Origin of the sequence: Psychrobacillus sp. FSL W7-1493, assembly GCF_038004905.1 — a bacterium.
Lineage (GTDB): Bacteria > Bacillota > Bacilli > Bacillales_A > Planococcaceae > Psychrobacillus.
In genome coordinates this window covers 875,315-901,101 of record NZ_JBBOSB010000001.1, presented here as the reverse complement: position 1 = coordinate 901,101, position 25,787 = coordinate 875,315, and the positions used below count along the sequence as shown (strand labels likewise).

Here is a 25,787-nt window from a genome sequence, read left to right as displayed (position 1 = left end):
GTTTATGGGCCACCTTCTACACTTTATGGGACAGTTATGCTCTGCTTATGGGCGTGCCCCCTCTTTATGGGCGACTTGTGGCTTTTTATGGGACACTTTCCGATTGTTTATGGGCCACCTTCTACACTTTATGGGACAGTTATGCTCTTCTTATGGGCGAAACTTCTCTTTATGGGACACTCCACGCCAGTTTACTGGAGGGTTGCCATCTCTGCTTTTATTACCTCAACAAAAAAACACCCATGGATTGGAGTGAAAAAGTCTCCAACCTATAGGTGTTTTTTTTGTGTTATCTACGTCGTTTTTTATTATCCATCTGTAACTTTCTTTCTTGCATAACAGAATTTATCTGGCCACCGACCAACAGGATAATTCCTGAAATGTAGAGCCATAGCATGAGGATAATAATACCCCCGATACTTCCGTAAGTTGCAGAATAATTACCAAAGTTACTTACATAGAAAGAGAATCCTAGAGATACAATGATCCATCCCAAGGTTGCAAATGCGGCCCCCGGGAAAACGCTTATTAGACCTAACTTTATGTTTGGTACAATCCAATATAATGCAGCAAGTACGATAAACATAATAATAGGACTAAGCGTCCATCTAATATTATTCCACAGGTTAACAAAGTCGTCTTGGAAACCAAAATAAGAAAATAAAATCGTCCCAATTTGTTGACCGAAAACTGGTAATACTAGTGCTACAGCAAAAAGTAAAATCATTAGCAAGGTAAATACTACTGATAACGCTCTAACGATAAAAAAGGGTCTCGTTTCCACAATATCATAAGATCTATTTAAGGATTTTACGATTGCGTTCATTCCATTAGAAGCAGACCAGATCGTACCGAGTATCCCTATAGATAATAAACCTCCGTTACGACTTACTAAGACATCAGAAATTGTCCCCTCAATTAATGTATAAACTTCCCCTGGTGCATAGTTTTCTAAAAAGCGGAAAATTTGAGCCTCATCTAAATTGAGATAGGGCAATAAAGTAACTAAGAAAATCAATAAAGGAAATAGAGAAAGGAGGAAAAAGTAAGCTAATTGAGCTGCAAAACCTGTAATATCCGTTCGCTGTATATGGGTTATTAAATGCTTGAAGTAGCCTGACCATGTAGTTAAATCATGATTTTCCGTTTTCTTTTGCTCCTTCTTTTTAACGTTTAAAAACTTTAGCTTAGTATACCAAGTTGGAGAGGCAGATTTTTTATTGTTCTTATCATCTCTATTCATGTGTGAAACCATCTATTCCTCTCCCTTCCTTGTTTATTGTAATTTTGGTTCGTAAATACTTTTAGGCTCCTCGTCCTCTGGTACAACAATAGATTTATACTCTTCTTTGGATTGAGAAAATGTATCCTTAGTCTCAGAAACAAGTGTCTTCACTTGAGGAGTAATTTCTTTTACTTCATTTACTTTTTGTGAAATATATTTTGCATCAGATGAAAATTGATTGTAAACAGATTGCCATTTATTAACTTGTTGATCAATCATTTTCTTTAGCTCGTCTCTATTTTTGTTGTAATATTTTATTTCATTTCTTACCATTCGAGATCTGTTCATTACGGAATCTCTTGTCTTACGATCTAACATAGTTAATGCTCCACCAAGAACTGCTCCGCATAATACACCTTTAACAAATTTGCTTTCACTCATACTAATTACCTCCATCGAATATCTATTTATATTAATTTTATTATACCCTGGCTTTTGCGAATCAAACTATTAATAATAATAATTTCAGAAATTAACCTTGACTATTTAAGAGAATTTTACGAATATTGTTACAAGGATAAATTTAATTGAAAGGAAATGAGAGCTTCAGAAATTTTCCAGGAGTGTATTACAACCAAGGAGGTAAATTAATTGGATAAGTTACTAGAAATATTAAAAAGCGTTTCAGACGTACTATGGGGTATCCCGTTACTAATACTAATTGTAGGAACCGGAATCTTTTTAACGGTTAGAGTTGCCTTTCTACAAATCAGATTACTGCCGGTAGCTTTAAGACTTACTTTCTCTAGAAAGCATGACAAAAAGGCAGAAGGAGATATTTCACAATTTCAAGCCCTGACTACTGCTCTTGCAGCAACTGTTGGTACGGGTAATATTGTCGGTGTTGCCACTGCCGTATTATTAGGAGGTCCTGGTGCAGTTTTCTGGATGTGGTTTTCTGCATTTTTTGGAATGGCAACAAAGTATAGTGAAGCCATCCTTGCCGTTAAGTACCGAGTAAAGGATGCCAATGGACAAATGGCAGGCGGTCCAATGTATTACATAGAACATGGTTTAAAACAAAAATGGTTAGCGGTTCTATTCGCTATTTTTGGCGCATTGGCTGCTTTCGGTATTGGAAACGGAACACAAGCTAACTCTGTTTCTTCAGCAGTAGAATCTACTTTTGGTATAGAAACGTGGATAACTGGCCTAGTTCTAGCGGTATTTACTGCGCTTGTTATTTTGGGAGGTATTAAATCTATCGGTAATGTGACCGCTGTTTTTGTACCTGTAATGGCTTTGTTTTACATACTAGCTGGTCTTTTCATAATGGTGACTAACATTTCAGCTGTCCCTGAAGCATTTGGCATTATTTTCAAATCAGCATTTACTGGAGAAGCAGCTGTTGGTGGAGCTATTGGTGCAGCTATCCGTTATGGTATTGCTCGTGGTGTATTCTCCAATGAAGCCGGCCTTGGATCCGCTCCAATTGCAGCTGCTGCTGCAAAAACGGATTTACCAGGACGCCAAGCGCTCGTTTCCATGACACAAGTATTTATAGATACTTTTATCATCTGTTCGATTACAGGGGTTACAATTGTAATGTCCGGTATGTATAAGGATACTAGTATCGGTGGTGGAGATTTAACATCAGCAGCCTTTGGTCATTTCCTTGGAGACTGGGGACCAATTATAATTGCAGTTGGTTTAATTTTCTTTGCTTCTTCCACGATTTTCGGATGGGCATATTATGGAGAAAAGTGTTTCCAATATCTATTCAAGAATCCAACGCTGTTAATTGTTTATCGTATTGCATTCGTTGCTATGGTATTCATCGGTTCGGTTGTTTCTCTAGATTTAATATGGACTTTCTCAGACATTACCAATGCATTAATGGCAATTCCTAACTTAATAGGTTTGCTAGGACTTTCAGGTGTTGTAGTTTATGAAACAAAACGTATTCAGAACAAGTTAAAGGAAGAAAAACTAGCTAGCAAGTCTTAATTAGTATTTGACATTCTAGGCTATGCGTGAAATGATATTTCTAATGTATGAAAGGCAGGTACAAAAGAATGGATTTAAATCAACCTTCCGTTGAGAATATTAGCTTTATGCTTGAAACAATCAAGGAAAAATTACGTATGGTCAATGTGGATGCCATGAAATCTGAGGACTTTAAAGCTACAGCCTATGATGATCTTGTGTATTTATATGAAATGGTCAACAAACGAGATTCTTTTAGTCCAAGTGAAATGCAAGCAATCGTCGCAGAACTTGGTAGTTTAAGAAAGTAATCACTTTATAATTCTTAATAATGAAAGAGAGGTAACCTGTTTACACAAAGGCTAGCTCTCTTTTTATATGTATAATAATTAATCATCCTTCTGGAGTTTCCTTTCCATTACTTTTGCGACTTGGTGAGAGTTCGTAGTCTTTTCCTCATACAGTTTATGAATGATGTTCTGGTAATCCTCTTCGTTACGGTTTTGACTTAGTTTATCCACAGCCTGAATTTCTTTTATCTTAATCTTAAATCCAACAATACCCTTCAGTTCTTTCTCTAATAACTGTGGGGATAGATTTTCCCATAAAACAGGATTTTTTCGATGTTTCTCATATTTTTGCAGCAACCATGTCAGGTCTTGTTTTAACTCGTCCTCCGTCATTATCATAGCCTTCCCATATACATGGACAGCTTGATAGTTCCATGTTGGAACATTTTCATGTTCATACCATGAAGAAGATACGTAAGAGTGAGGTCCTTGGAAAATAACCAATACATCTTCAGCTGTTTTAAATGTTCTCCATTGAGGATTCCCATAAGCCATATGCCCTGTAACGTAATAATCTTCCCCTTCATTATGAATCTGTAAGGGTAGGTGAGTTGCAATCGGCTTTTCTTTTTTCGTCGTAATAAGAACTCCGAATGAATTTGTTTGAATGAACTCCTTAATCTCTTCCCAATTTGTCACCTTATAATATTTCGGAATATACATAATGAGCAACCTTTCCATTCAATATGATGATTTTGTCCATTATTTACTTCGGTACTACAGAAAGAAATTCCTCCCTAAGCTTCTAACTCACTACTGCTCTTCCCAGGAAAGCGGTCGATAGTGGAAAACATTTGCACATTAAAATAAAAAAATCCTCCCCTAATTTTATAGGGAAGGATTAATACTTATTTAGATAGCTTATTTAACTCTACTGCAATTTTAGCTCCAACTCTTGCATTATTGTATACAAGCTCTATGTTAGATTCTAATGACTTACCTTCTGTTAACTCTTTTACTTTACCAAGAAGGAATGGTGTTACATCTTTCCCCTTAATCCCATTTGCTTCAGCTTCTTGCAATGCTGTTTGAATGATTCCATTCATGTATTCCTCATCCAATGAATATTCTGCTGGGATTGGATTAGCAATGATAGCTCCACCATTTAACCCTAGCTCCCATTTAACGTTTAGCATTTCAGCAACTTCTTTTTCTTCATCCATACGGAAGTCTGATTTAAAAGGGCTAGTGGATGTATAAAATGCTGGGAAAGCTTCCGTTTGGAATCCTACTACTGGTACACCCTTTGTTTCTAAGTATTCTAACGTTAATCCGATATCTAAAATTGACTTAGCACCTGCGCAAACAACTGCAACATTTGTAGAAGCTAACTCTTCAAGGTCAGCAGAAATGTCCATTGTCGACTCAGCACCTCTATGCACCCCGCCGATACCACCAGTTACAAACATTTGAATTCCTGCAAGGTCAGCACAAATCATTGTCGTAGCTACAGTAGTTGCACCGATTTCCTTTGAAGCAACTACATAAGGTAAATCTCTTCTAGAAGTTTTACGAGCATTGCTGCTAGTTGCTAAAGTTTCTAATTCTTCATTGGATAAACCAATTTTAATCTTCCCGTCCATAATTGCGATTGTTGCAGGAACTGCTCCATTATCACGAATAATTTGTTCCACTTTTCTTGCCATTTCAATGTTTTGTGGATAAGGCATCCCATGAGAAATGATAGTAGATTCTAGTGCTACGATTGCTTTTCCTTGTGCCATTCCTTGTTCAACCTCTTGTGAGTACGTTAGATATTTTTTCATTTTAAATATTCCTCCAGTTCATTAGTTAACTTTAATTTTGTTAGTTCAGTTCGTACTGTGTCTACAGATTGGAGTGTTTTGGTAGCGTTAATCATCCCAGTCAGCACAGCCTGCTTTACTTCTACTCCATCCAACGAAGCATGAAGAACCCCAGAAACAAAGGCATCTCCTGCGCCAGTCACGTCTACTACCTGCTCTGTTTGGATGGCAGGCATAAACAACGTCTCAATCTCTTTCCCTGCACATACTACTCCCTTACTGCCATTCGTTATAATGACATGGCGTATGCCTTTTTGGACAAATGCCTCGGCAGTACGTTTCCAAGATTCCTCATCCACAATCTGCGTTTGAAAGTATGTTTCTGCTTCATCCTTATTTGTTATAAGCCACTCTATTCCTTCCAGGTTCTCCGGCATTCGATTCATCTTCGGTGAAGACACTGGAATAATCGCAAGAGGAATCTTATTGCCGACCGCCAATGCGTGAATGTATTCCATTACATCTTTTGGACAGTTCATATCTATTATGAGCATTTGCGCATTGGTAAGATAAGCCTCTTGTTTTTTCATGTATTCCACTGTTAGCTGATCATAAATATCCATATTAGCCAGGGCAAAAAGCATTTCACCCTGTTGGTCTAGTACGGCTGAGTACGTTCCCGTAGAGTAGTTAACAAGCTTTTCTACAGAAAACAAGTTCATCCAGTGACTAGATGCCTTTTCGATAGAAGCGTATTCCATATCGTTTCCGACTACTGTAAGTAGCCTGACGGTATTGCCAAGCCTTCCTAAGTTTTCAGCAATATTTCTTGCAACTCCGCCTATACTTTGCAGGCTTGTAGTTGGATTAGAAGTACCCATTTGTAATTGATCTTTTACTATATACTTTCTATCTACATTAGCTCCGCCTATACAAATAATCTCTTTATTCTCTGGTAAAATGTATGCTCTGCCAATAATCTTCCCACTTTTAATGAGCTGAGAAATGATATTAGCAACTGCTGGCCTGGACATCTTTAAGGCATCTGCCATTTCTTGTTGAGATGCATAAGGATTGTTACGCAAATAGGTCAGAACTTTTAATTCCTTTGATTCCATTCGGACAACCTCCTCTCTTTAAACTTTTGTTTTAATTATAAACTTTTGTTTTGAAAAGTCAAAGAAAAACTGACAACTATTTTAAATAATTGTCAGTTTCATTTTATTGGGGTTGGTCGTTTAAGCTGCCATCCTCTAATACTCGAGGCTGTATCAGCACTTCGACACGTCTATTTTTTGCTCTGCCTTCTTCCGTATCATTAGCAGCAACCGGCTTGAATTCTCCGTAGCCCTTTGCACTGAAGTACAGAGGATCAATCGTATTATTGTTTACTAATATTTTCAAAAAGTTCACCGAGCGCATAACACTTAACTCCCAGTTAGAGGCATAAACACTACTAGATATCGGAATATTATCCGTGTGTCCTGTAATCACAACATTCCGAGGCGGATCAAACACCAGTAAATCTGATATATCTTCTGCAATTTGTCGATACTCTTTTTTTACCTCTGCCTGTCCCAAGTCAAATAAAATGCTATCTCTAATTGTCACTAAAAGACCTTCGCTTGTTAACTCAGTTGCAAATTGTTTCTCTAGCGCATTAACCGCTATGTATTCATCGACACTGTCTTGAATCTCAGATAAAGCTTGCTGATCCTCGATGTAAGCCATGCTTTGATTGGAATCACCGCTATTATTGTTTCTAGGTACGTCCATTGGCGACGGCTGTTCCATTAGTCCGGTCCCCCCATCAAACACTTGATTGAATACCGCGGACATTTGGTTTAGCTTTTCTTGATCAACAGTACTAGAAGCAAATAACACAATAAACAGTGCAAGTAGTAAAGTTAAAATATCTGCGTAAGGAAGAAGCCAAGATTCACTCATTTCCTCTTCATGCTGATGTTTTTTATGCTTCTTTGCCAAGGCCTGCCTCCCCGCTTTCATTTAAAACTTTTTTACGTTCAGACATAGATAGATAAGAAGCCAATTTCTGCTCTATCACACGTGGTGCATCTCCTTCTAAGACAGAAAGGATTCCCTCTAACATCATAGTTTTTTGTCTAACCTCTTGCTTTGACTTTCGTTTTAACTTGTTGGCAAATGGATGCCAAAGCACATAACCTGTGAATATCCCTAATAATGTAGCTATGAATGCAGCGGAAATTGCATGTCCTAATTTTTCTATATCATTCATATCACCTAGCGCTGCTACTAAACCAACTACTGCACCTAACACTCCAAGAGTAGGTGCATATGTACCTGCCTGCGTGAAAATCTGAGCACCAGTGGAATGCCTTTCTTCCAAGGCATTAATTTCTTCTGTTAACACATCTCTAATATAATCTGCATTCTGTCCATCGATAGCTAAAGTAAGTCCATTTTTCAAAAATGGATCTTCCACATCGGTTGTTTTACTCTCTAATGCAAGTAACCCTTCTCTACGAGCTAAATCAGCCCAGTTAGAAAACAATTTAATAACTTCATGATCTGGCACTAACTTCTGTTCTTTAAAAATTACTCCGAAAAGCTTAGGTATTCTTTTTAGCTCATCCATCGGGAAACCAATTACGATAGTCGCAATTGTTCCAACGATAATAATTAAAATAGCTGCTGGATTCAACAGCGCAGCTAATCCTACTCCCTTCAGAACCATTCCTACACCTAACGCAACAATTCCTAAGACGAGACCAATTACTGTAGACTTATCCAATTCATAAACCCCCACATTCTATTTCTGTTCTTTATTTCGGTTAATATATCAGGATTTTAATATTAGTTTCTAACTATAAATTTTATTTCAATTAATTTGAACTCTTTTTTGTCTTAATTGGCAGAGAGTCATTGATAAATCCCTCTATAAACTGATACTATAATCTTAAGAAAAGAAAGGATGTATGGATATGTCAACCTTTGAAAACAATTTAGAAAAGTATGCTGCTTTAGCTGTTGAAGTAGGAGTAAATATACAAAAAGGGCAAGATTTATATATTGCGGCCTCTACAGAAACGGTAGAATTTGTCCGACTTGTAACTAAAAAAGCTTATGAAGCTGGAGCTAAGACTGTTTACGTAGATTTTTCTGATGATGAGTTAACACGCATCCGTTATGAGCTAGCCTCAAAAGACTCTTTCGACTTCTATCCACCATGGAAAGTTCAAGAAAGAGAGCAGCTTGCTGAATCAGGCGCTGCTTTTATGAGTATCGTAAGTCAAAGTCCCGATTTACTGAAGGGTATAGATTCTAGTAAAATCTCAACTTTCCAAAAAGCTGCAGGTCAAGCTATGTCAAAATACCGCCAGTATGTTCAGTCAGATAAAATTAGCTGGTCTGTAGTTGCGGCACCTTCTAAAAAATGGGCTGCAAAAGTATTTCCAGAGCTTCCTCAGGAAGAGCAAGTTCCAGCATTATGGGAATCTATCTTTAGTGCAGTAAGAGCTGACCTGGAAGACCCAGTATCTGCTTGGAAAGAGCACGATCGTTTGTTGCACACAAAAGTAGACTACTTAAACGAAAAAAATTATAAAAAACTTCATTACACAGCTCCAGGCACTGACCTAACAATCGAACTTCCGAACGGCCATCTCTGGTGCGGAGCTAGTAGCACGAACGAAAAAGGCGAAGATTTTATGGCTAACATGCCTACAGAAGAAGTATTTACAGTTCCTTTAAAAACAGGGGTTGACGGGTATGTAGCAAGCACGAAGCCTTTAAGCTATGGTGGAAATATTATTGATAATTTCACTATCATTTTTGAAAATGGTCGCATTGTAAAAGTAGAGGCAAAAGAAGGTCAAGAAGTACTAGAGCAATTAGTTGATACGGATGAAGGCTCCCATTACCTTGGGGAAGTTGCACTTGTACCACATGACTCACCAATCTCTAACTCTAACCTATTATTCTATAATACATTGTTTGATGAAAATGCTTCGAACCATTTAGCAATCGGTAGTGCATATGCGTTCTGTATCGAAGGCGGCAAAAAAATGAGTCGTGAAGAGCTTGCAGAAAACGGATTGAATGAAAGTATCACTCATGTAGACTTCATGATTGGTTCTGAAAATATGAATATTGATGGGATCAAAGAGGATGGTACTAAGGAACCCGTGTTCAGAAACGGTAATTGGGCATTTTGATCACAATCTATTCATAAATTTTATGTTTTAGTGTTACAAAACTAGTGTAAATAAGTTATAATGATATTAATATGAATAGTGAGGTGTTAAAAATGGGCTTATTCATAGCTACAATTCTTGGTTTCTCTGGCGGTATTTTAGCCATTGGAGCGGTAATCATGTTTTACTTCTCTAAACCAATGAACAACCAAGATGCAATTATCGTCGATCCGAAACCAACTAATAAGTTTTAATATGTCAACCGCGACCTAAAAGTCGCGGTTGTTTTTTTGTACAAAAAACACAATAGTTCCTTACTAATGGGGTGCAACCGTTTAGGTGCGCTTTCGTGTTGGTTAGGTGTCATTTCTATAGCTTTTAGGTGCGCTTTTGCTCCGATTAGGTGCCACTTTTTTTCTTTTACGTGCGTTTCCCAGGTTTAGGTGACACTTTCTACTTTCTAGGTATCACTTCTCTATACTTTAGGTGCGCTTTTGCTCCAATTAGGTGTCGCTTCTTTTCTTTTACGTTCGTTTCCCAGGTTTAGGTGACACTTTCTACTTTTTAGGTATCACCTCTATAGCTTTTAGGTGCACCCTTGCTCCGATTAGGTGCCACTTTTTTTCTTTTACGTGCGTTTCCCAGGTTTAGGTGACACTTTCTACTTTTTAGGTATCACCTCTATAGCTTTTAGGTGCACCCTTGCTCCGATTAGGTGTCGCTTCTTTTCTTCTATCTCCGGCATCTTGCCCCTCGGGATCAAATGGGAAATACTGCGGTGGCTGAGAAACTGCCTCCTCGCATTTTCCCATTTGCCTGTCGGGGCAGACCAGGCGCCTTCGCTTTTCTTATTGTCTAGCTCCGGCACCTTGCCCCTCGGGGTCAAATGGGAAAATACTGCGGTGGCTGAGAAACGGCCTCCTCGCATTTTCCCATTTGCCTGTCGGGGCAGACCAGGCGCCTTCGCTTTTCTTATTGTCTAGCTCCGGCACCTTGCCCCTCGGGGTCAAATGGGAAATACTGCGGTGGCTGAGAAACTGCCTCCTCGCATTTTCCCATTTGCCTGTCGGGGCAGACCAGGCGCCTTCGCTTTTCTTTGTTATTTCTTATTTTTTTCATTTCATTTTAGATAAGATTGTATTACAAAACGAATACAAAATAGGTTTTTGTCATTATTTTTTTTCCTATAAATGCCCCTTACTACCCACAAAGTATTGAAACATACGTAAAATTCCATTATGTTACAAATGGCAATTGTGCTATTTTCCATTATAATAACGTAGAGCAAGTGAAATGGAGGAAGACATATGTTGTCAAATTCACATATCGGTATTGATTTAGGAACTGCTAATACTTTAGTTTATACAAAAAATAAAGGATTACTTATAGATGAACCAACTGTGGTGGCAGTAAACACAAAAACAAAAGAAATAATAGCCTTTGGATCAGAAGCCAAAAAGATGATAGGTAAAACACCAACATCTATTGAAGTAGTTAGACCTTTAAAAGATGGGGTTATCGCAGACTTTGATGTTACTACCCAGTTGTTAAAACTTATTATGCAAAAAGCTAGCAAAAAACTTGGTACTTCTCTACGTAAGCCTACTGTTATTGTTTGCACACCTTCAGGAGCAACTTCTGTAGAACGCCGTGCCATCCAAGATGCGGTACGTCAAAGCGGCGCTAAAGAAGTACAACTAATGGAAGAACCTGTTGCTGCTGCAATTGGAGCTGGATTGCCAGTCAATGAGCCAGTAGCAAGTATGATTGTAGATATCGGTGGAGGTACTACAGAGGTAGGGATTATCTCTTACGGAGGTGTAGTCGCGTCTAGTACTGTGAAAGCTGCAGGAGATCGAATGGACGAGGCAATTATCCACTATGTACGTAAAGAGTTTAATGTAATAATTGGTGAGCCTACAGCAGAATTGATAAAAATGACTATAGGGTATGCCCTTGTTCCTCATACAGAAGAAGTAATGGAAGTGCGAGGAAGAGATGTAGTGACTGGTTTACCAAAAATAGTGAAACTATCTTCTACTCAAATACAGGGAGTTTTAAAAGAATCGTTAGAGACAATTCTAGAAGCAATTCGTGCGACACTAGAAATTTGTCCTCCTGAGCTTTCAGGAGATATCGTAGACCACGGTGTCATATTGACTGGTGGCGGAGCGTTGCTAAAAGGATTAAAGGAATGGCTTAGCGGTGTAATTGAAGTACCTGTCCACCTTGCACCAGAACCATTACAGTCAGTTGTAATCGGTACAGGGAAGTCTTTCTTTATCAATGATCGCAAAAGAAACATTGCAAGATAATTTCTTTAAACAAATATTAAGTAAATTTCTTCTTTTTCGTATAAAATATATTAAGAAGGAGGAATTACTATGCCAAGTTTAAACGACATACTAACCTATAACAAATCATTTGTAGAAAACAAGCTGTATGAACCTTATGTAACTACTAAGTTTCCTGATAAGCGAATAGTTATTCTTACTTGTATGGATACACGTTTAGTAGAAATGCTTCCTAAATCAATGAATCTTAAAAATGGAGATGTAAAAATCGTTAAAAGTGCAGGGGCTGTTATTAATCATCCATTTGGTGGTATTATGCGTAGCTTAATCGTTGCAGTTTACGAGCTTCAAGCAGATGAGATTTATGTAATTGGTCACCATGATTGTGGAATGAGCTCCATCCAAACAGATAAAATCCTTGAAAAAATGACAGCTCGTGGAGTAGATCCCTCTACTTTCAATGTGCTTAAAAACTCAGGTATTGAAGTAGAAGAATGGCTTGAAGGTTTTTCAGATGTGAAAGAAAGCGTCTTACATAGCGTTGAAATGATACGTAATCACCCCTTGATGATTTCTGAAATTCCAGTTCATGGACTAATTATCGATCCACATACAGGAAGACTAGATTTGGTAACAGACGGTAAAATCGACAAAAAATGATGTATTTCCCGGGAAATCGTCAAGTAGTAAGAGCTTGCCTATATGGTAGGCTCTTTTTTTGTATTGTAATAACAACTGCATATCTTAACTCTCCATTTTTCTTCCATATAAAAAAGCCGTTGGCAAACTAACTAAGGTAGTTTGCTAACAGACTTTTGTACTCCCTATTATTCTCCTCTTAAAGAGGAATACATATAGTGATCTTCCCATTTCCCATTAATGAATAACAGTTTACGTAGCAATCCTTCTCGATCAAACTTGTTATTCTCTAACACTTTGATAGAGCCAAAATTTCTAGGGGATACATAAGCTTCTATTCGATTTAATTGAACGTCATTAAAGCCAAATTGCTTTACTAGACGAACGGCCTCAGACGCAATTCCTTTACCAATTTGCTTTTGGTCAACCGAATAGCCAATTAAACCACTAGAAAACGGCATTCTTTTCAGGCTATAAAGTGAAATGCTGCCTATCAAAATATCTTGTTCATGAGAAAAAATACCAAAGCTATATTCCCTTTTTTCCTGCATGAGCATGATTGATTCACGAATCTTTTCTCTTTGGACGCTAGCAGTATAATATTCTTCTTGGTGTAATGGTTCAAAAACAGACCAGTACAACTTGTTGTCATAGACTAAATTTGCAAGAGCAGGTGCATCCTTTACATTTAAAGTCCTTAAGTAACAACTTGCTCCTTCTAGATAAATCAAGTACCGTCACCCTTTAGCGTTAGTTAATTGCAAAAACTCTTGGACGTCTTGAATACAAAGGTCAATTCCCTTCTTCCAAAACGCTTCTTTCGTTATATCCTCTTGTAAATGTTTCATCGCTAAATCCTCCACAGACATTACTGCTGTGTCCTGTAATAAAGCAATATACTTCTCCTCAAAACCAGATCCTTCTTCTTTTGCCTTTGAATATATACTTAAAGAAAATAAGTAGCCAAAGGTATAAGGGAAATTATAAAAAGGAACGCCTGTAATATAGAAGTGAAGCTTAGATGCCCAGAAATGCGGATGTACCGTGTCTAAAGCATCCCCATAGGCTTCTCTCTGAGCTTCTTCCATTAGTTCGTTCAACCGGTTTGCAGAAACAATGCCATCTTTTCGTTCCTCATAAAATCTAGTTTCAAACAAGAAGCGAGCGTGAATGTTCATAAAGAAAGCAACACTGCGTTGAATTTTATCTTCCAACAAAGCAATTTTCTCTTCTTCGGACTTTGCTTCGCGAACAGAGGCATCCGCCACTATCATTTCGGCAAAGGTAGATGCAGTTTCTGCTACTCCCATTGCATATCTCCGGTTCATCCAATGCACTGGTCTTAAAGCATATGAGTGGAATGCATGACCTAATTCATGCGCAAGTGTAGAAACATTTGACATGGAACCACTATAAGTCATAAATATACGGGATTCCTCTGACACAGGCATTCCTGTACAAAATCCACCCGGTCTCTTATTTGGACGATCTTCTGCTTCAATCCATCCATTTTCAAAAGCATTTCTTGAAAAGGCTTCTAGCTTCGGTCCAAACTCTTTAAAATGCTTTAGGATAAATTCCGCTCCTTGTTGGAACTCCATTTTTTCGGTAGACGTACTGATAGGTGCATCTAAATTATACCAATGCATCGCTTTTTCGCCTAGCATCTCCGATTTCCTATTTAAATATTCCACAAATGGTGCTTTATTTTTAGAGATTGCTCCCCACATTGCATCCAATGTATCTTGCTTCATACGATTGATGGCAAGAGGTTCTTCTAAAACAGATTCCCAGCCTCTTTTTTTATACGTAGCCAGACGGAAGCCAGCTAAGTGATTAAGCGTTTTCGCAAAAACTTCTTCTTTTTCAGTCCATACACTTTCTAACGCTTCAAAGGAATTTTTACGAATTTCAGCATTATCACTCGAGCTTAAGTTATCAGCTTGTCCTACCGAAAGTGTTCTTTCTTCCCCATCGATGGTCATTTTTATTTGGATGTCCCCTACAAGCATGTTATATAGTTGACCCCATGCATCATAACCGTCTACTTCTAAGGTAGTTATTAAATCCTCTTCTTTTTCGGAAAGCATTTTACTCGCTTGCTCTCTCCATTCATTTAATATAAATTTAAATGGGGTTAATTCGTCCGTATTTAAAAGCTTTTCCCATACGGTAGATTCTGTCTTACTAAGCGTTTGTTGTATTGTAATCATTAATGAAGATAACCTTGCATACAATGAACCAACCTCGCCTTGTAGGAGCGTCGCTTTTTTATCTGTTGTATCCTGAGCTAGATAGCAGCCAATAACTGCCCCTGCTTCTGCTAAATGGACGGCTACATCTTTTAGTTCCTCGATTATTTGCCTAATTTGGTTAGACTCTTGAGCTGAGGCTGGGACAACTATTTCCTTAACATTTATTTCAAATATTTCTAGTTTTCCCTTAACTTTATCTAGGTGCTCGCGTAATTCAGAGGAGCTGCTACCACCAAGGAAAAATCGATCTAAATCCCACACGATTGGATAATTTTGTTTTAACATCTGAATATTCCCCCTATTTAAAAACTTTTACATTTTTCATTATATCATGAATTACTTTCTTAATTATTCATTTTTTTGTCACATAATTTCTATAATTGAATTTGTGTGCTCTTAGATTGAAAGGTATACTTATTAAATATAGAAGGAGGCGAATCTTTTGGTCAAAATAATCCTTTTGATTTGCGGTTATTTCGCAACAATCCTTGTTAATATACTTGCTAATACGTTACCTATTAATGGTCAAACGACTGGGGAAATCTCTGCTAGGATTCCAGCCCTCTTTACACCTGCTGGTTATGTATTTTCCATATGGATTGTCATTTATATACTATTAGCATTTTGGATATGGAATATTATAAGAGAATATAGAACCGAACAGAAGATTCCCTTACAAAGAGTATTATTATTTCTAGCGACTTGCGTATTTAATATTTCTTGGATTTTCCTATGGCATTACGAGCATTTTAGCTATGCTTTAATTACAATTTTAGCCTTGCTTTGGTCCTTATTCCTATTGTATTTAACTTACTCAAGTAATGAATCGAATTGGAAAAGAAGATTACCTATTTCCATTTATCTAGGTTGGATTTTTGTAGCTACTATAGCGAATCTTGATTATGTTTTGACATATTATGAGTTTAGCGGCTTTGGAATAACTACCTCTTTATGGGTGGTAATATTCTTAACTTTGGCGACTGCAATTGCCTTACACTTTAGATACCATTTTGATGATCGTGCTATCGTTTTAGTCTTTATATGGGCCTTCATCGGTATTGCTGTGCGTCATAATGTCAACGAATTATTAATATCTGCTGCTTCCCTCTTCTTAAGCGCTGTTTTAGTAGCTGGAATATTATTTATAAAAAAAACGCCAACGAAAAGTTAATTTCGTTAGCGTTTTTTATTTAATCTATTTTAGTTAAAATGATTGGTTGGTCTTTTGTAACGATAACTGTATGCTCGATTTGAGCAACTAAAGATTTATCTGGAGTAACAAATGTCCAGCCGTCTCCAGATTCAACGATATGTTCTGCTTTTTCGGAAATGAAAGGCTCTACTGCTAAAACCATGCCTTCTTTTAAAATGGTGGATTCCCATGCATCATAATAATTCAACACATGCTGAGGTGCTTCATGCAAGGATTTCCCAATACCGTGACCTGTTAGGTTCATGATGACATGTAGACCATTTTCCTTCGCTTCTCTCTCCACTGCCTTACCTATTTGGTTAAGACGAGAACCAGCTTTTACTTTAGTCATAGCACGATTAAATGCGCTTTCTGCAACCTGACAAAGCTTTTCCTTATCCTCGTAGCCATCTCCAACTACAAACGATATTCCAGTATCTGCGAAGAATCCTTCGTATGAACCGGAAACATCAATATTTACAAGGTCTCCTTCTTTAATCACTCGAGAGCCTGGAATTCCATGTGCAACTTCTTCATTGACACTTATGCAAGTATACCCTGGGAAATCATACTCACCCATTGGTCCAGAAACAGCGCCTTTTTCTTTAAATAGCTTACCGCCTATTTCATCAAGCTCTTTAGTAGTCACGCCGGGTTTTGTTGCCGCCTTCATCGCATCTCTAACCTCAGCTACAATGTGACCAATTATTTTTAACATTTCTAACTCTTCATTTGTCTTTACTATCATCTTTACAAGATCCCTTCTTCACTTAGATGTATGAATATCATATCATATATCTTATGACTTCGGGAGTAATAGGCGCGGGGCTTTTACGAATAGTATGGAACATATAAAAGCTGCAAATAGAAATACTGGTATCATATAAGTAGAATTATAAACTAATGAATACACAATTACATTTTGACCCTCAGCAAATTCCCCAAAGAATAATATTCCCGATAACACATGGGCTAAATAACGTAAAAAGGAAGCGATAAGAGCACCTAACACAATCGCTATCGTCATTTTTTTCTTATTTAGATTTTCATATGCTTTAATATATGCTGGTCTTAATAGTCCTGCAAGTCCTGCAACCATAAATGCTATAAAATAATCAATACCTACTTGCATAATTACTATTTCAAATGATAGCGGTGCTGGATAAAAGCGTCCTGTCACCACCTGCAGTAAGCCTATTAAAAAGCCTGTCACTATACCTGCCACTACACCTCGACGAAAGGCAATTAATATTATTGGAACAAGAACAAATGTAACACTGCCTCCCTGTGGCATACCAAATCCAATTAAATCTAATACATAGCCTAATGCTGCAAAAATAGCAATCTCCACGAGTAACACAACACGTTGATTTCCCATTGTAATCCCCTTTTTTGACCACAAAAAAACGCCGAAGGGACAGAGCCAGACATCGCGCGATTGCCAGTTTCCATCCACATCCCTACGCAAGTATGAACTTACAGGTTCTAAGGGTACTATCTCAGCCGCTCTTGCGACGCCCCTTGTGGTTTCGAATTTATTTTATTTGAGTTCATTGTAGCCGATAGGTGTTTAGAATGCAACCCCGATTGGTATTATATAATAATACAAATTTATTATTAGGGGTGTAATAGTTGATTAATTTACTTACGGATTTAATTAAAATAAAGAGTGATGATTTGAAAGGTGCAAATGAGGCACTGCTATACTGTAAGAATTGGCTCGAAAAACGAGGAGTTACGACAAAGACGTATGAGCTAAACAACAAACTAATGCTTGTAGCTGAAATTGGGAAAGGTGAAGAAACAATTATCTGGAACGGCCATATTGACGTAGTTCCAGGAAGCCCGGAACAATTTGAACCAAAAATTGAGGAAGATCGACTATATGGACGTGGTTCGGCAGATATGAAGGCTGGTGTTGCAGCGATGATGGAGGCTTTCTCGATACTTTCACAGCAGCAAGAATTACTTACGAAAAAAGTACAGCTACACATAGCTACTGATGAAGAAACCGGAGGAAAAACATCAAAGCATTTAGTTGAACAGGGACACCACGGCGACTTTGTTATTTGTGGAGAGCCCACTCATGTTAATATAGGCCTTCAAGCAAAGGGTATATTACAATGGGATATCCACCTAAAAGGTAAATCTGCTCATGGAAGCCGTCCGTGGGAAGGAGTAAATGCAATTGAAAAAGCCATGCTATTTGATCAAGACCTAAGAAAATGCTCTTTCATGCATGCAAGTAATGAATATTATGAATATCCTTCTCTAAATTTGGCAAAAATAGAAGGAGGAGACCGATATAATATGGTACCAGACGAATGTATCATAAGTTATTCTTTAAGGTTTGTTCCTGGACAAGATGTGGAGGAAATCTCCAAAGAGTTAAGAGACCTTTTAGAGAAATACCCTGGCAGTGAAATACATTTCCAAGGTCATACTCCAGCTATTACTAATAAAGAAGATGATAAGTATATACAGAAGCTTTTAGCTACTTGTAACTCTATCAGACAAACTCCAACTACCCTTTTCGGACAGCATGGTGCTGCAGATACTCGTTATTATGCAGCGAAGGGTGCGGTAGCCATAGAGTTCGGGCCAAGCGGCTCTGATTGGCACGGCGATCAGGAATCGGTTTCTATTTCATCCGTTGAGGAATATAAAGACATACTTGTTAAGTTTGTCTTAGACTAATTAAAAAAGTAGCGAGAATATGTGAGGAGACCATGTATGGATACCAATAAAATTTTAAGTGCATCAACCTATTTTTCTATTTTATTTGCTCCCTTTATTCTTCCAATAATTGTTTACTTCCTTACAACCGATAAAGGGGTAAAATACCATGCAAAAAGGTCTTTAATCTCACATATTATTCCTACTATTTTCTTTGTGCTTCTTATGTTAGCAGTATTTGCAAACTTTTCCCCACTTAGTTATACAGGCGACACAACAAACATGTGGTCTAGCATGACTACAGCATTAATTTTTATGGGCTTATATACGTTGATTAATATAGTTCTGTTCATTTGGAACATTGTCCAAGGAATCAAGGTATTGCGTCATGATGTTTAATTGCTTCTAGAATGGGAATAACATAAGTATAGAAAAGCAAGGAGCGGATTGATTATGAAAGTAGGCAGATTAGTAAAGTCAGCTATTAAATGGGCACCAGTAGTATATCCTATTGTTCGTAAAGTATTGAAATCGAAAAAAACAGTAAAGCGCTGAACTTTTTAAGCTAAAGCTATATAAAAGAAATTAAAGACTGAAGACAAACTCAAAGATATTTGAGTTTGTCTTCAGTCTTTTACCATTTTTGGTTAGCTTCTGCAATAGCAGAGACTACAAAAAAGAGCCGCCAATTTTATGAGTAATAAAATTGGCGGCTCTTGAAGTTCTCAGCTAATTTGATTGCTGATATTCCTTTTAAGGATATTAAATTTGAGCAATGTGACTTATGATAAAATACGTTGCAAGACCATAGCTATATAATTACCGTTTGTAAACGATAGATAGCGATTAATTGGCAATGCATTTGCCTGCGTTTGCGTTGAACCATTATTACTTTGATTTCTATTTTCTATAAGCTCTTCAAAGGTTAACGGATTAGGCTTAGGCAATTCGTGCTCATACACAAGCATACGGGAATTGTACTTACTAAAGAATGAGTTAGCCATTTGACGGTAGCCTTCTAGGGTAGGATGAACATCACCAACACTTGGTACCAATTCTTTTTCTTTCCCATCGAAAGACTCTTCCACTGAGATGTATGTTGCTCCATTTTGCTCTGCTACAGTTTGTAGAATCGTATGGAGCTTATCTAACTCTTTGCCGACACCTTCTTTTTGAGACTCATGCACATGAGGGTACGCAAAATAGTATCCCATCACGTATATTTTAGCCTTAGGTGCAGTAGCTTGAACTTCTTTTATGATTTCTTGCATATTTTTTCTAACATTATTTAGTGCAAAATTAGCGGAAACTTGTGAGTAAGTGACCATCCCACTCGCAGGCTTAATCTGTACTAGCCTCAACAAATCGTTAGCCCCTGCAGAGATGGTAACAAGTGTGGCATTTGCAAGAAGTTCCTTCGCTTCAGTTGACTGAACGGTTTTTAAGACATCACTAGTTGTATATCCTGGAAATGCTAGTCCTTTGGAGTAGAATCCAAGCAGATTGGCTCGCTTTAACTCTTGTGATATTAAGTCCGTATATCCTGCATCAATTGCCATATTTGGTGTTTGACCCGCGGCAAGTGAATCACCTAAAGGAATATAAACCTCTGGCGACTTTGCCTCTACTGCATACACAGGAGATAAAACTAAAAGAATCATAAGTAAACTTATCCATCTTTTCACTGAAGATCAGCTCCTTAAAATGCCCATGCACCTTTAATAAAGATTGGTTCCTTCGTTCCATCTGCTAATTCGCCTGTTATATCCATACCTGCACTTCCGATCATAAAGTCTTCATGGACGATAGAAGTGTTAATACCCATTCTTTCTAATTCCTCTGCTGTTAAACCTCTAGCTCCCTCTACACACGTCGGGTATGCTTCTCCGATAGCAAAGTGATTAGAGGCATTTTCATCAAACAAAGTGTTGAAAAACAATACATTAGATGCTGAAATAGGCGATTCATGTGGTACCAATGCGATTTCACCTAAATATTTTGCGCCCTCATCCGTTTGAATCAGCTCTTGCAGAAGCTTCTCACCAGAAGCTGCCTGAACCTTAACAATCTCACCATCTTTAAATGTCAATTTGAAGCCATCAATCACGTTCCCTTGGTAGACAAAAGGCTTAGTATTGCTTACAAAACCGTTCACACCAGTTTTGAGTGGCGCTGTGTAAACCTCCTCAGTAGGCATATTAGCGATAAATGGCACTGCTTGAGCGTTTTTACTAGCTCCAGATTGCCAGATGTGTTCTTTTGGCAATTCCACTTCAATATCTGTACCTTCTGCCTTGTAATGCAGTTTTTTATATCTTTTTTCATTCAATAATGCTGCACGTGACTCTAAATTATTAATATGCTCCTGCCATTGCTGAACCGCAGTTCCTTTTCCAATACGCACTACTTTGAAAATAAGCTCCCATAATGCATCCATTTGTTCTGTTTCGTTTAGGTTAGGAAATACCTTTGCTGCCCATTTTTTAGAAGGCATTGCTACAATCGACCAAGTAATCACGTCATTCATTACCGCCTTGCGGTAATTTTCTAATGCCTTACCTGAAGCCTTTTGATAGTTGGAAATCCGATCTATCGCAACTCCCTCTAGCAAATCTGGATTATCTGCATCAATCCATAACAAGGCCCCTTTATTTTCAATTAATTCATCCCGCTGTGCAACCACCCATTTTGGGACTTCATGAAATGCTTCATCAGGTGCCATATCATAAAACAATCTTGCATTTACTTCATCTGTATAATTGACCTCAACCCTTTTTGCTTCTGCTTCATATGCCTTTTTAACAATCAGTCTTGTAAAATCGATCGTATCCGTAGTGGTATTAATTAAAAGCGGTTGTCCCTTCTGAATGTTCAAGCCAACCTTAACAACTAACTCAGCATATTCCTCTAGATTTTGTTGGAACCCCATTACTTACTTCCCCTTTTTATCGATCGTTTTGGATGAACCTTCTATTAATTCACCACGATACCATATTTTTTGAACGGCTTTACCCGGAATGTCTTTTGTCCATTTTTTATAGGTTTTTTCATCGTTATATGATAAAAGTGTTAAAACTTCTCCATTTTTGCCTGCTCGTCCCGTACGTCCTGAACGATGTAGGTACTGTTCAATAGAATGTGGAACATCTACATGAATGACGTGTGTAAGTCCAGAAATATCTAATCCTCTAGCTGCAACATCCGTCGCTATTAAGATACTCACTTTTCCATTTTTAAAATCGTCTAGCGCTTTTTTACGTTCCTCTTTTTTCATCTCCGAATGCAAGGAAACGATAGGTGCATCTCTGTAGGATAGCTTATAATCCTTCATTAGCAACTGATCTAAGCTATTAACAAATGCTAGCCCTCTCATGCCTGGTAGGTGAGACAGCTTTCTTAAAAGCTCCGTTTTGTCTCTAGTTTCTGTTTTAACAAAGCTATGGATGACTTCACCTTTAGCTGGCACTTCCTCAGCTGTCACATGGATTCGGACAGGCTCCTTCATCATACGCTCTGCAACTAGCTCTATTTCCTCAGTAATCGTAGCAGAGGTTACGACAAGCTGTCTTTCAACAGTCGCATCTATTAAACCCTTTACAGTTGTACGATGCTCTCTGCTTAGGAGCTGGTCTCCCTCGTCTAATACGATTGTATTAATTTCATGCATTTTCAGCTTTTTCACTTTTACAAGCTCCTGCAGCCTACCTGGTGTTCCAACTACAATATTTGGTTTTTTCTTTAATCCTTCAATTTGACGATTAATATTCGCTCCACCGATTAATTGAGCTACAGAGACACCCGTTCCTGTAGCCCATTCTCTAAATACCTCTACAATTTGCATCCCTAATTCTTGTGAAGGGACTACGACTAGCGCTTGTATCTGTTTCTTAGAAGAATCAACCTTTTGTAGTAAAGGAAGAACGTAAGCCAATGTCTTACCTGTTCCTGTCGGGGACTCTGCTACTATATCTGAACCGTTAAGCATATGCGGGATTAGTTGGGTTTGGATAGGCATTTCAAATGCAAATTCAGCCTCTGCCCATTTTTTTTGTAATGTTTCATTTAAATTCTGTATAACTGTCAAGTTTTTCTCCACCTCATCTGTGTTTGAATCAAGTGTACCACATTTTTATTATCGACCATTAGCCATATAAGTAGATTAATGCAATTAAAAAAAGTGCCTTTTAATAGGCACTAATTTGTTTGTTTCTCATCATTTATATATTGCTTCATTAATTGATAAAAATTCAGTTCATATAATTGTTTTCCATCAATTTTAAAAACACCTTTGTTTACTAAATCCTCTATAATATTGTCTCTTCTTTTTTCTGTTTGTGTGTCCTTCTGTATCATCATTCTTGATGTCTCCTTGCTTTATACTGTCCGTTTCATATTTACCCAAACCGGAACCATTATAAACTCGTAGGTTGAATTTTTTTGAACACCCTACAAAAAGCAGGAAATTTCCTTTTAATAATTAGATAAAAAATATATCCTACTAGCGCTCCTAAGCTATTTAACCAAAGGTCATCTACGTCACTACTTCTATTTTGTGGAATCTGTACGATTTCTATAAATAGCGAAATAAAGAAGCCAATGAGTACAGGAAAGGGAAAAATCTCCATACGTCTAAAAAGAAGTGGAAAAAGAAAACCTAGTGGTACAAACAGAGCAATATTGCCAAGGAAGTTAATATAAAAGGGTTCCCAATACCCTAAGTAAATAATAGCATTCCAAGTTTCCTCTATTACTCGAAATAATTCTAAGTTTATACTGTGCACATATGCTTGCTCCTCTTTAGGCTTTGGAACAATAGTCTGTGAAAATAATCCCACTAATACAGCAATCAGAAATAGCACGCCAAGCTCGTATAACCCTTCCCTTAAATGAAAACCACGCCTTTTCCATCTGATTAGCCGCCAAATAATCAGGACCGGTAAAAAAATCATAATTGCATAAAGCATCTCATCTAGATAATCTAAAATCACTGGCATCTAATCACCTTCCAATAACTCTTTTAAAAATTTCTCCCGGTGATCTAGAAAATATTTAGTTGTTTGATAATGTGCTGTTTGCTCATATTCCACTTCTTCTATTTCTCCGTCATCAAAGCTAAGAATTGTCGCTTCTGGAAAACCTAAAATTATCGGCGAATGTGTAGCTATAATAAATTGGCAATCCTCTTCCTGAACTAAATCATACATTATCTTTAAAAAGGCCAACTGTCTTTGCGGGGAAAGTGCTGCCTCTGGCTCGTCCAATAAATAAATAGCTCTCCCATTAAAACGATGCAAAAATAAGGATAAAAATGATTCACCATGTGATTGCTCATGAAGTGATTTCCCACCATAGGATCCAATACTTTCACTTTCCGTTACGTGGGATGCAAATTGGTAGAAGGTCTCAGCTCTTAAAAAGAAGCCATTGGTCACCTTTGGCATCCAAGAGAGCTTCAAATGTTTTCCTAATGCACTCTCTGCAGCATCTACCTCATAGTAGTTGTTTCTTCCTCCGCCTGCAGTATTAAACTCGCATTGATCTGCGATTGCTTCTAATAGAGTCGATTTCCCTGTGCCATTTTCACCTACAAAGAAGGTGACGCTATTTGTTATTTCAAGTTCCCTAAATTTTTGGATAGTAGGTATAGTAAAGGGGTATTCTTCCCTTAATATGTTCTCATCAGTTCTCATCATCACTTTTTTTAAAAACATATGAAACTCCTTTCATTCATATAATTACTATTATGTTTGAAAGGTTGTGAACAGTGGATTTTCCAGTTTGCGTTACAAACAAAAACATTACCCATTCAAAACCTAACATTTCTGTTAATTATCCTCATATTACTAACTTACCTCATTCTTTAACAGAAAAAAAGATTAATGGAGATATTGTTTCTCTTTTAAATAATTTACTCATTGAACAGGGCTTTTATAATGAGTCATTAGTGGAGATGGTAGGAACTTATGAAATTAAGACAAACGAGCGAAATATTTTAAGTCTAAGCCTTACCGTTTATTCCTTTACAGGTGGTGCTCATGGTTTAACTATTACCAAGTCATTAACCTTTGATGTTACGACTGGCAAGCAATATGCATTAAAAGACTTGTTCAATCCAAATAGCAATTATGTAGAAAAGCTTTCTCAAATTATTTCGAAGAAAATAGAAGCCTGGGATGTTCCTCTTTTAGAAGATTTCACTACTATCAGACCCGATCAGGATTACTATCTGGCGGATCATACTATCGTCATATACTTTCAACTTTATGAAATTACCCCTTATGTATATGGTTTTCCATACTTCCCTATTCCGATTAAATCAATTGAAGATATTATTCGCACAGAAGGCCCGCTCAATACATTATTAACATTTTAACTAACGGTAGTGACATACATCCCTTTACTGAGGTAAAGTAATAAGTAAGTTAGTGGAGGGGGTACATAGATGAAGAAAAAGGCTATATTTTTTGATTTGGACGACACCTTACTATGGGACAAGAAAAGCGTAGAAACGGCTTTTCAGAAAACCTGTGATTATGCTGCTGCAAAGGCTGGCGTAAATTCTGAAGAGCTCGAAAAATCCGTTCGTGATTCTGCAAGCCAGTTATATGATTCATATGAAACACGTCCATTCACCCAAATGATTGGTATTAATCCTTTTGAAGGACTATGGGGTACATTTGATGATCCAGGGGAAGATTTTCAAAAGATGAAGCTACTAATTGCAGACTATCAACAACATGCTTGGACACAAGGCTTACAAAAGCTTGGCGTCGAGGATGAGACCCTTGGAAAGGAACTAGCAAGTTATTTTCCACGTATGCGCAAGGAAAGCCCTTTTGTATATGAAGAAACATTTGAAGTACTAGACATATTAAAGAATAACTATACGCTACTACTAATGACAAATGGCTCGCCAAGCCTGCAAAACACAAAGCTTGAAATTACTCCAGAAATTTCACCATACTTCGATCATATTATAATCTCTGGAGCATTCGGAAAGGGAAAACCAGATCCATCTATTTTTAAGCATGCCCTTGAGCTCGTTTCAGTTAGCAAGGAAGAAGCATTAATGGTTGGAGACAATTTAATGACCGATATCCTTGGAGCATCTCGTGCGGGTATTCAATCTGTATGGATCAATCGAGAAGCTAAGCAGGTATCGGAGGAAGTTCAGCCTACGTATACTATTAAAAGTTTACATGATCTACTTAATATATTAGAACAATAATTATATAATTTATTATTTTAAA

At 37.5% G+C, this 25,787-nt stretch carries 28 protein-coding genes and 1 riboswitch; of the genes, 11 read left to right on the top strand and 17 right to left on the bottom strand.

Translation table 11 applies throughout. The features are described from left to right. Positions 1-289: 289 nt before the first annotated feature. Together MKX96_RS04450 and MKX96_RS04445 are read right to left on the bottom strand one after the other, a co-directional pair. Positions 290-1,255, bottom strand: coding sequence for a YihY/virulence factor BrkB family protein (locus MKX96_RS04450; RefSeq protein WP_340882301.1), 966 nt, complete (start codon positions 1,253-1,255; stop codon positions 290-292). A 21-nt stretch (positions 1,256-1,276) separates the two neighbouring features. Further along, entirely contained in the window at positions 1,277-1,666 is a 390-nt protein-coding gene (locus MKX96_RS04445) for a YtxH domain-containing protein (RefSeq protein WP_340882299.1), read from the bottom strand. Positions 1,667-1,876: 210 nt separating this feature from the next. Here MKX96_RS04445 and MKX96_RS04440 point away from each other — a divergent pair, with 210 nt between their 5' ends. Together MKX96_RS04440 and MKX96_RS04435 are read left to right on the top strand one after the other, a co-directional pair. Continuing rightward, positions 1,877-3,232 (top strand): alanine/glycine:cation symporter family protein, encoded by a 1,356-nt coding sequence (locus tag MKX96_RS04440; protein ID WP_340882297.1) that lies wholly within the window; start codon positions 1,877-1,879, stop codon positions 3,230-3,232. A gap of 68 nt (positions 3,233-3,300) precedes the next feature. Beyond that, positions 3,301-3,522 carry a DUF1128 domain-containing protein gene (locus MKX96_RS04435; protein WP_340882296.1) on the top strand — a complete coding sequence of 74 codons (222 nt, stop codon included), beginning with the start codon at positions 3,301-3,303 and terminating at the stop codon, positions 3,520-3,522. A gap of 78 nt (positions 3,523-3,600) precedes the next feature. Here the strand turns inward: MKX96_RS04435 and MKX96_RS04430 are convergent, their stop codons facing one another. The 5 genes from MKX96_RS04430 to motA form a co-directional block, all read right to left on the bottom strand. Next, positions 3,601-4,224: an FMN-binding negative transcriptional regulator gene (locus tag MKX96_RS04430; protein ID WP_340882295.1), complete on the bottom strand. Its 624-nt coding sequence runs from the start codon at positions 4,222-4,224 to the stop codon at positions 3,601-3,603. A gap of 185 nt (positions 4,225-4,409) precedes the next feature. Continuing rightward, the gene (locus MKX96_RS04425; protein WP_340882294.1) at positions 4,410-5,327 is read right to left on the bottom strand and encodes a pseudouridine-5'-phosphate glycosidase; all 918 of its coding nucleotides are present in this window, start codon (positions 5,325-5,327) and stop codon (positions 4,410-4,412) included. Further along, complete coding sequence (locus tag MKX96_RS04420; protein ID WP_340882293.1) at positions 5,324-6,424, bottom strand: carbohydrate kinase; 1,101 nt, start codon at positions 6,422-6,424, stop codon at positions 5,324-5,326. The genes MKX96_RS04425 and MKX96_RS04420 overlap by 4 nt, the downstream gene beginning before the upstream one ends. Before the next feature lie 103 nt (positions 6,425-6,527). Then, the gene (motB, locus tag MKX96_RS04415) at positions 6,528-7,292 is read right to left on the bottom strand and encodes a flagellar motor protein MotB (RefSeq protein ID WP_340882292.1); all 765 of its coding nucleotides are present in this window, start codon (positions 7,290-7,292) and stop codon (positions 6,528-6,530) included. Further along, positions 7,276-8,079, bottom strand: a complete 804-nt coding sequence (gene motA, locus MKX96_RS04410; RefSeq protein ID WP_169361476.1) for a flagellar motor stator protein MotA — start codon at positions 8,077-8,079, stop codon at positions 7,276-7,278. The genes motB and motA overlap by 17 nt, the downstream gene beginning before the upstream one ends. A 190-nt stretch (positions 8,080-8,269) precedes the next feature. Between motA and MKX96_RS04405 the strand changes: the two genes are divergently transcribed. The 4 genes from MKX96_RS04405 (at position 8,270) to MKX96_RS04390 (ending at position 12,435) form a co-directional block, all read left to right on the top strand. Continuing rightward, entirely contained in the window at positions 8,270-9,502 is a 1,233-nt protein-coding gene (locus MKX96_RS04405; RefSeq protein ID WP_340882290.1) for an aminopeptidase, read from the top strand. 92 nt (positions 9,503-9,594) lie between these two features. Beyond that, a complete protein-coding gene (locus MKX96_RS04400) occupies positions 9,595-9,735 on the top strand; it encodes a hypothetical protein (protein ID WP_169361478.1) in 141 nt (46 codons plus the stop codon). Positions 9,736-10,788: 1,053 nt separating this feature from the next. After that, positions 10,789-11,796 carry a rod-share determining protein MreBH gene (mreBH, locus tag MKX96_RS04395; RefSeq protein ID WP_340882288.1) on the top strand — a complete coding sequence of 336 codons (1,008 nt, stop codon included), beginning with the start codon at positions 10,789-10,791 and terminating at the stop codon, positions 11,794-11,796. Positions 11,797-11,865: 69 nt separating this feature from the next. Then, complete coding sequence (locus MKX96_RS04390) at positions 11,866-12,435, top strand: beta-class carbonic anhydrase (RefSeq protein WP_340882286.1); 570 nt, start codon at positions 11,866-11,868, stop codon at positions 12,433-12,435. Between the two features lie 167 nt (positions 12,436-12,602). On the opposite strand, the gene MKX96_RS04385 is transcribed toward MKX96_RS04390, so the two are convergent. Together MKX96_RS04385 and MKX96_RS04380 are read right to left on the bottom strand one after the other, a co-directional pair. Further along, a complete protein-coding gene (locus MKX96_RS04385) occupies positions 12,603-13,145 on the bottom strand; it encodes a GNAT family N-acetyltransferase (RefSeq protein ID WP_340882285.1) in 543 nt (180 codons plus the stop codon). A gap of 6 nt (positions 13,146-13,151) precedes the next feature. Continuing rightward, on the bottom strand, positions 13,152-14,954 hold the full coding sequence (locus tag MKX96_RS04380; protein ID WP_340882283.1) for a M3 family oligoendopeptidase: 1,803 nt from the start codon (positions 14,952-14,954) through the stop codon (positions 13,152-13,154). A 157-nt stretch (positions 14,955-15,111) separates the two neighbouring features. Here MKX96_RS04380 and MKX96_RS04375 point away from each other — a divergent pair, with 157 nt between their 5' ends. Continuing rightward, the gene (locus MKX96_RS04375) at positions 15,112-15,840 is read left to right on the top strand and encodes a tryptophan-rich sensory protein (protein WP_340882282.1); all 729 of its coding nucleotides are present in this window, start codon (positions 15,112-15,114) and stop codon (positions 15,838-15,840) included. Positions 15,841-15,859: 19 nt separating this feature from the next. On the opposite strand, the gene map is transcribed toward MKX96_RS04375, so the two are convergent. Together map and thiT are read right to left on the bottom strand one after the other, a co-directional pair. Continuing rightward, a complete protein-coding gene (map, locus tag MKX96_RS04370) occupies positions 15,860-16,609 on the bottom strand; it encodes a type I methionyl aminopeptidase (RefSeq protein ID WP_340882280.1) in 750 nt (249 codons plus the stop codon). A 51-nt stretch (positions 16,610-16,660) separates the two neighbouring features. Continuing rightward, complete coding sequence (gene thiT / locus MKX96_RS04365; RefSeq protein ID WP_340882277.1) at positions 16,661-17,239, bottom strand: energy-coupled thiamine transporter ThiT; 579 nt, start codon at positions 17,237-17,239, stop codon at positions 16,661-16,663. A gap of 62 nt (positions 17,240-17,301) precedes the next feature. After that, positions 17,302-17,393, bottom strand: a riboswitch (TPP riboswitch). A gap of 100 nt (positions 17,394-17,493) precedes the next feature. On the opposite strand from thiT, the gene MKX96_RS04360 reads away from it, so the two are divergent. Continuing rightward, positions 17,494-18,558 carry a M20 family metallopeptidase gene (locus MKX96_RS04360; RefSeq protein WP_340882275.1) on the top strand — a complete coding sequence of 355 codons (1,065 nt, stop codon included), beginning with the start codon at positions 17,494-17,496 and terminating at the stop codon, positions 18,556-18,558. Between the two features lie 36 nt (positions 18,559-18,594). Beyond that, on the top strand, positions 18,595-18,936 hold the full coding sequence (locus MKX96_RS04355) for a DUF4870 domain-containing protein (protein WP_340882273.1): 342 nt from the start codon (positions 18,595-18,597) through the stop codon (positions 18,934-18,936). 383 nt (positions 18,937-19,319) lie between these two features. Here the strand turns inward: MKX96_RS04355 and MKX96_RS04350 are convergent, their stop codons facing one another. From MKX96_RS04350 to MKX96_RS04325, 6 genes are all read right to left on the bottom strand, one after another. After that, positions 19,320-20,222 carry an SGNH/GDSL hydrolase family protein gene (locus MKX96_RS04350; protein ID WP_340882271.1) on the bottom strand — a complete coding sequence of 301 codons (903 nt, stop codon included), beginning with the start codon at positions 20,220-20,222 and terminating at the stop codon, positions 19,320-19,322. Between the two features lie 14 nt (positions 20,223-20,236). Continuing rightward, entirely contained in the window at positions 20,237-21,466 is a 1,230-nt protein-coding gene (locus MKX96_RS04345) for an aminopeptidase (RefSeq protein ID WP_340882269.1), read from the bottom strand. Positions 21,467-21,469: 3 nt separating this feature from the next. Continuing rightward, a complete protein-coding gene (locus MKX96_RS04340) occupies positions 21,470-22,621 on the bottom strand; it encodes a DEAD/DEAH box helicase (protein WP_340882268.1) in 1,152 nt (383 codons plus the stop codon). Positions 22,622-22,731: 110 nt separating this feature from the next. Continuing rightward, positions 22,732-22,893: a Fur-regulated basic protein FbpA gene (locus tag MKX96_RS04335; RefSeq protein WP_169360728.1), complete on the bottom strand. Its 162-nt coding sequence runs from the start codon at positions 22,891-22,893 to the stop codon at positions 22,732-22,734. A 56-nt stretch (positions 22,894-22,949) separates the two neighbouring features. Continuing rightward, positions 22,950-23,531, bottom strand: coding sequence for a VanZ family protein (locus MKX96_RS04330; protein WP_340882266.1), 582 nt, complete (start codon positions 23,529-23,531; stop codon positions 22,950-22,952). Beyond that, complete coding sequence (locus tag MKX96_RS04325; RefSeq protein ID WP_340882264.1) at positions 23,532-24,248, bottom strand: AAA family ATPase; 717 nt, start codon at positions 24,246-24,248, stop codon at positions 23,532-23,534. Between the two features lie 53 nt (positions 24,249-24,301). On the opposite strand from MKX96_RS04325, the gene MKX96_RS04320 reads away from it, so the two are divergent. Then, a complete protein-coding gene (locus MKX96_RS04320; RefSeq protein WP_340882262.1) occupies positions 24,302-24,910 on the top strand; it encodes a DUF3298 and DUF4163 domain-containing protein in 609 nt (202 codons plus the stop codon). A 69-nt stretch (positions 24,911-24,979) separates the two neighbouring features. Beyond that, positions 24,980-25,765, top strand: coding sequence for an HAD family hydrolase (locus MKX96_RS04315; RefSeq protein WP_340882260.1), 786 nt, complete (start codon positions 24,980-24,982; stop codon positions 25,763-25,765). Positions 25,766-25,787 lie beyond the last annotated feature (22 nt).

Bases quoted from the DNA above. Each gene is read 5' to 3' on its own strand.
- MKX96_RS04450 (WP_340882301.1), bottom strand. From the start codon at position 1,255: ATGGTTTCACACATGAATAGAGATGATAAGAACAATAAAAAATCTGCC.
- MKX96_RS04445 (WP_340882299.1), bottom strand. From the start codon at position 1,666: ATGAGTGAAAGCAAATTTGTTAAAGGTGTATTATGCGGAGCAGTTCTT.
- MKX96_RS04435 (WP_340882296.1), top strand. From the start codon at position 3,301: ATGGATTTAAATCAACCTTCCGTTGAGAATATTAGCTTTATGCTTGAA.
- MKX96_RS04430 (WP_340882295.1), bottom strand. From the start codon at position 4,224: ATGTATATTCCGAAATATTATAAGGTGACAAATTGGGAAGAGATTAAG.
- MKX96_RS04425 (WP_340882294.1), bottom strand. From the start codon at position 5,327: ATGAAAAAATATCTAACGTACTCACAAGAGGTTGAACAAGGAATGGCA.
- MKX96_RS04420 (WP_340882293.1), bottom strand. From the start codon at position 6,424: ATGGAATCAAAGGAATTAAAAGTTCTGACCTATTTGCGTAACAATCCT.
- MKX96_RS04405 (WP_340882290.1), top strand. From the start codon at position 8,270: ATGTCAACCTTTGAAAACAATTTAGAAAAGTATGCTGCTTTAGCTGTT.
- MKX96_RS04400 (WP_169361478.1), top strand. From the start codon at position 9,595: ATGGGCTTATTCATAGCTACAATTCTTGGTTTCTCTGGCGGTATTTTA.
- mreBH (WP_340882288.1), top strand. From the start codon at position 10,789: ATGTTGTCAAATTCACATATCGGTATTGATTTAGGAACTGCTAATACT.
- MKX96_RS04390 (WP_340882286.1), top strand. From the start codon at position 11,866: ATGCCAAGTTTAAACGACATACTAACCTATAACAAATCATTTGTAGAA.
- MKX96_RS04380 (WP_340882283.1), bottom strand. From the start codon at position 14,954: ATGTTAAAACAAAATTATCCAATCGTGTGGGATTTAGATCGATTTTTC.
- map (WP_340882280.1), bottom strand. From the start codon at position 16,609: ATGATAGTAAAGACAAATGAAGAGTTAGAAATGTTAAAAATAATTGGT.
- thiT (WP_340882277.1), bottom strand. From the start codon at position 17,239: ATGGGAAATCAACGTGTTGTGTTACTCGTGGAGATTGCTATTTTTGCA.
- MKX96_RS04355 (WP_340882273.1), top strand. From the start codon at position 18,595: ATGGATACCAATAAAATTTTAAGTGCATCAACCTATTTTTCTATTTTA.
- MKX96_RS04345 (WP_340882269.1), bottom strand. From the start codon at position 21,466: ATGGGGTTCCAACAAAATCTAGAGGAATATGCTGAGTTAGTTGTTAAG.
- MKX96_RS04335 (WP_169360728.1), bottom strand. From the start codon at position 22,893: ATGATGATACAGAAGGACACACAAACAGAAAAAAGAAGAGACAATATT.
- MKX96_RS04330 (WP_340882266.1), bottom strand. From the start codon at position 23,531: ATGCCAGTGATTTTAGATTATCTAGATGAGATGCTTTATGCAATTATG.
- MKX96_RS04325 (WP_340882264.1), bottom strand. From the start codon at position 24,248: ATGTTTTTAAAAAAAGTGATGATGAGAACTGATGAGAACATATTAAGG.
- MKX96_RS04315 (WP_340882260.1), top strand. From the start codon at position 24,980: ATGAAGAAAAAGGCTATATTTTTTGATTTGGACGACACCTTACTATGG.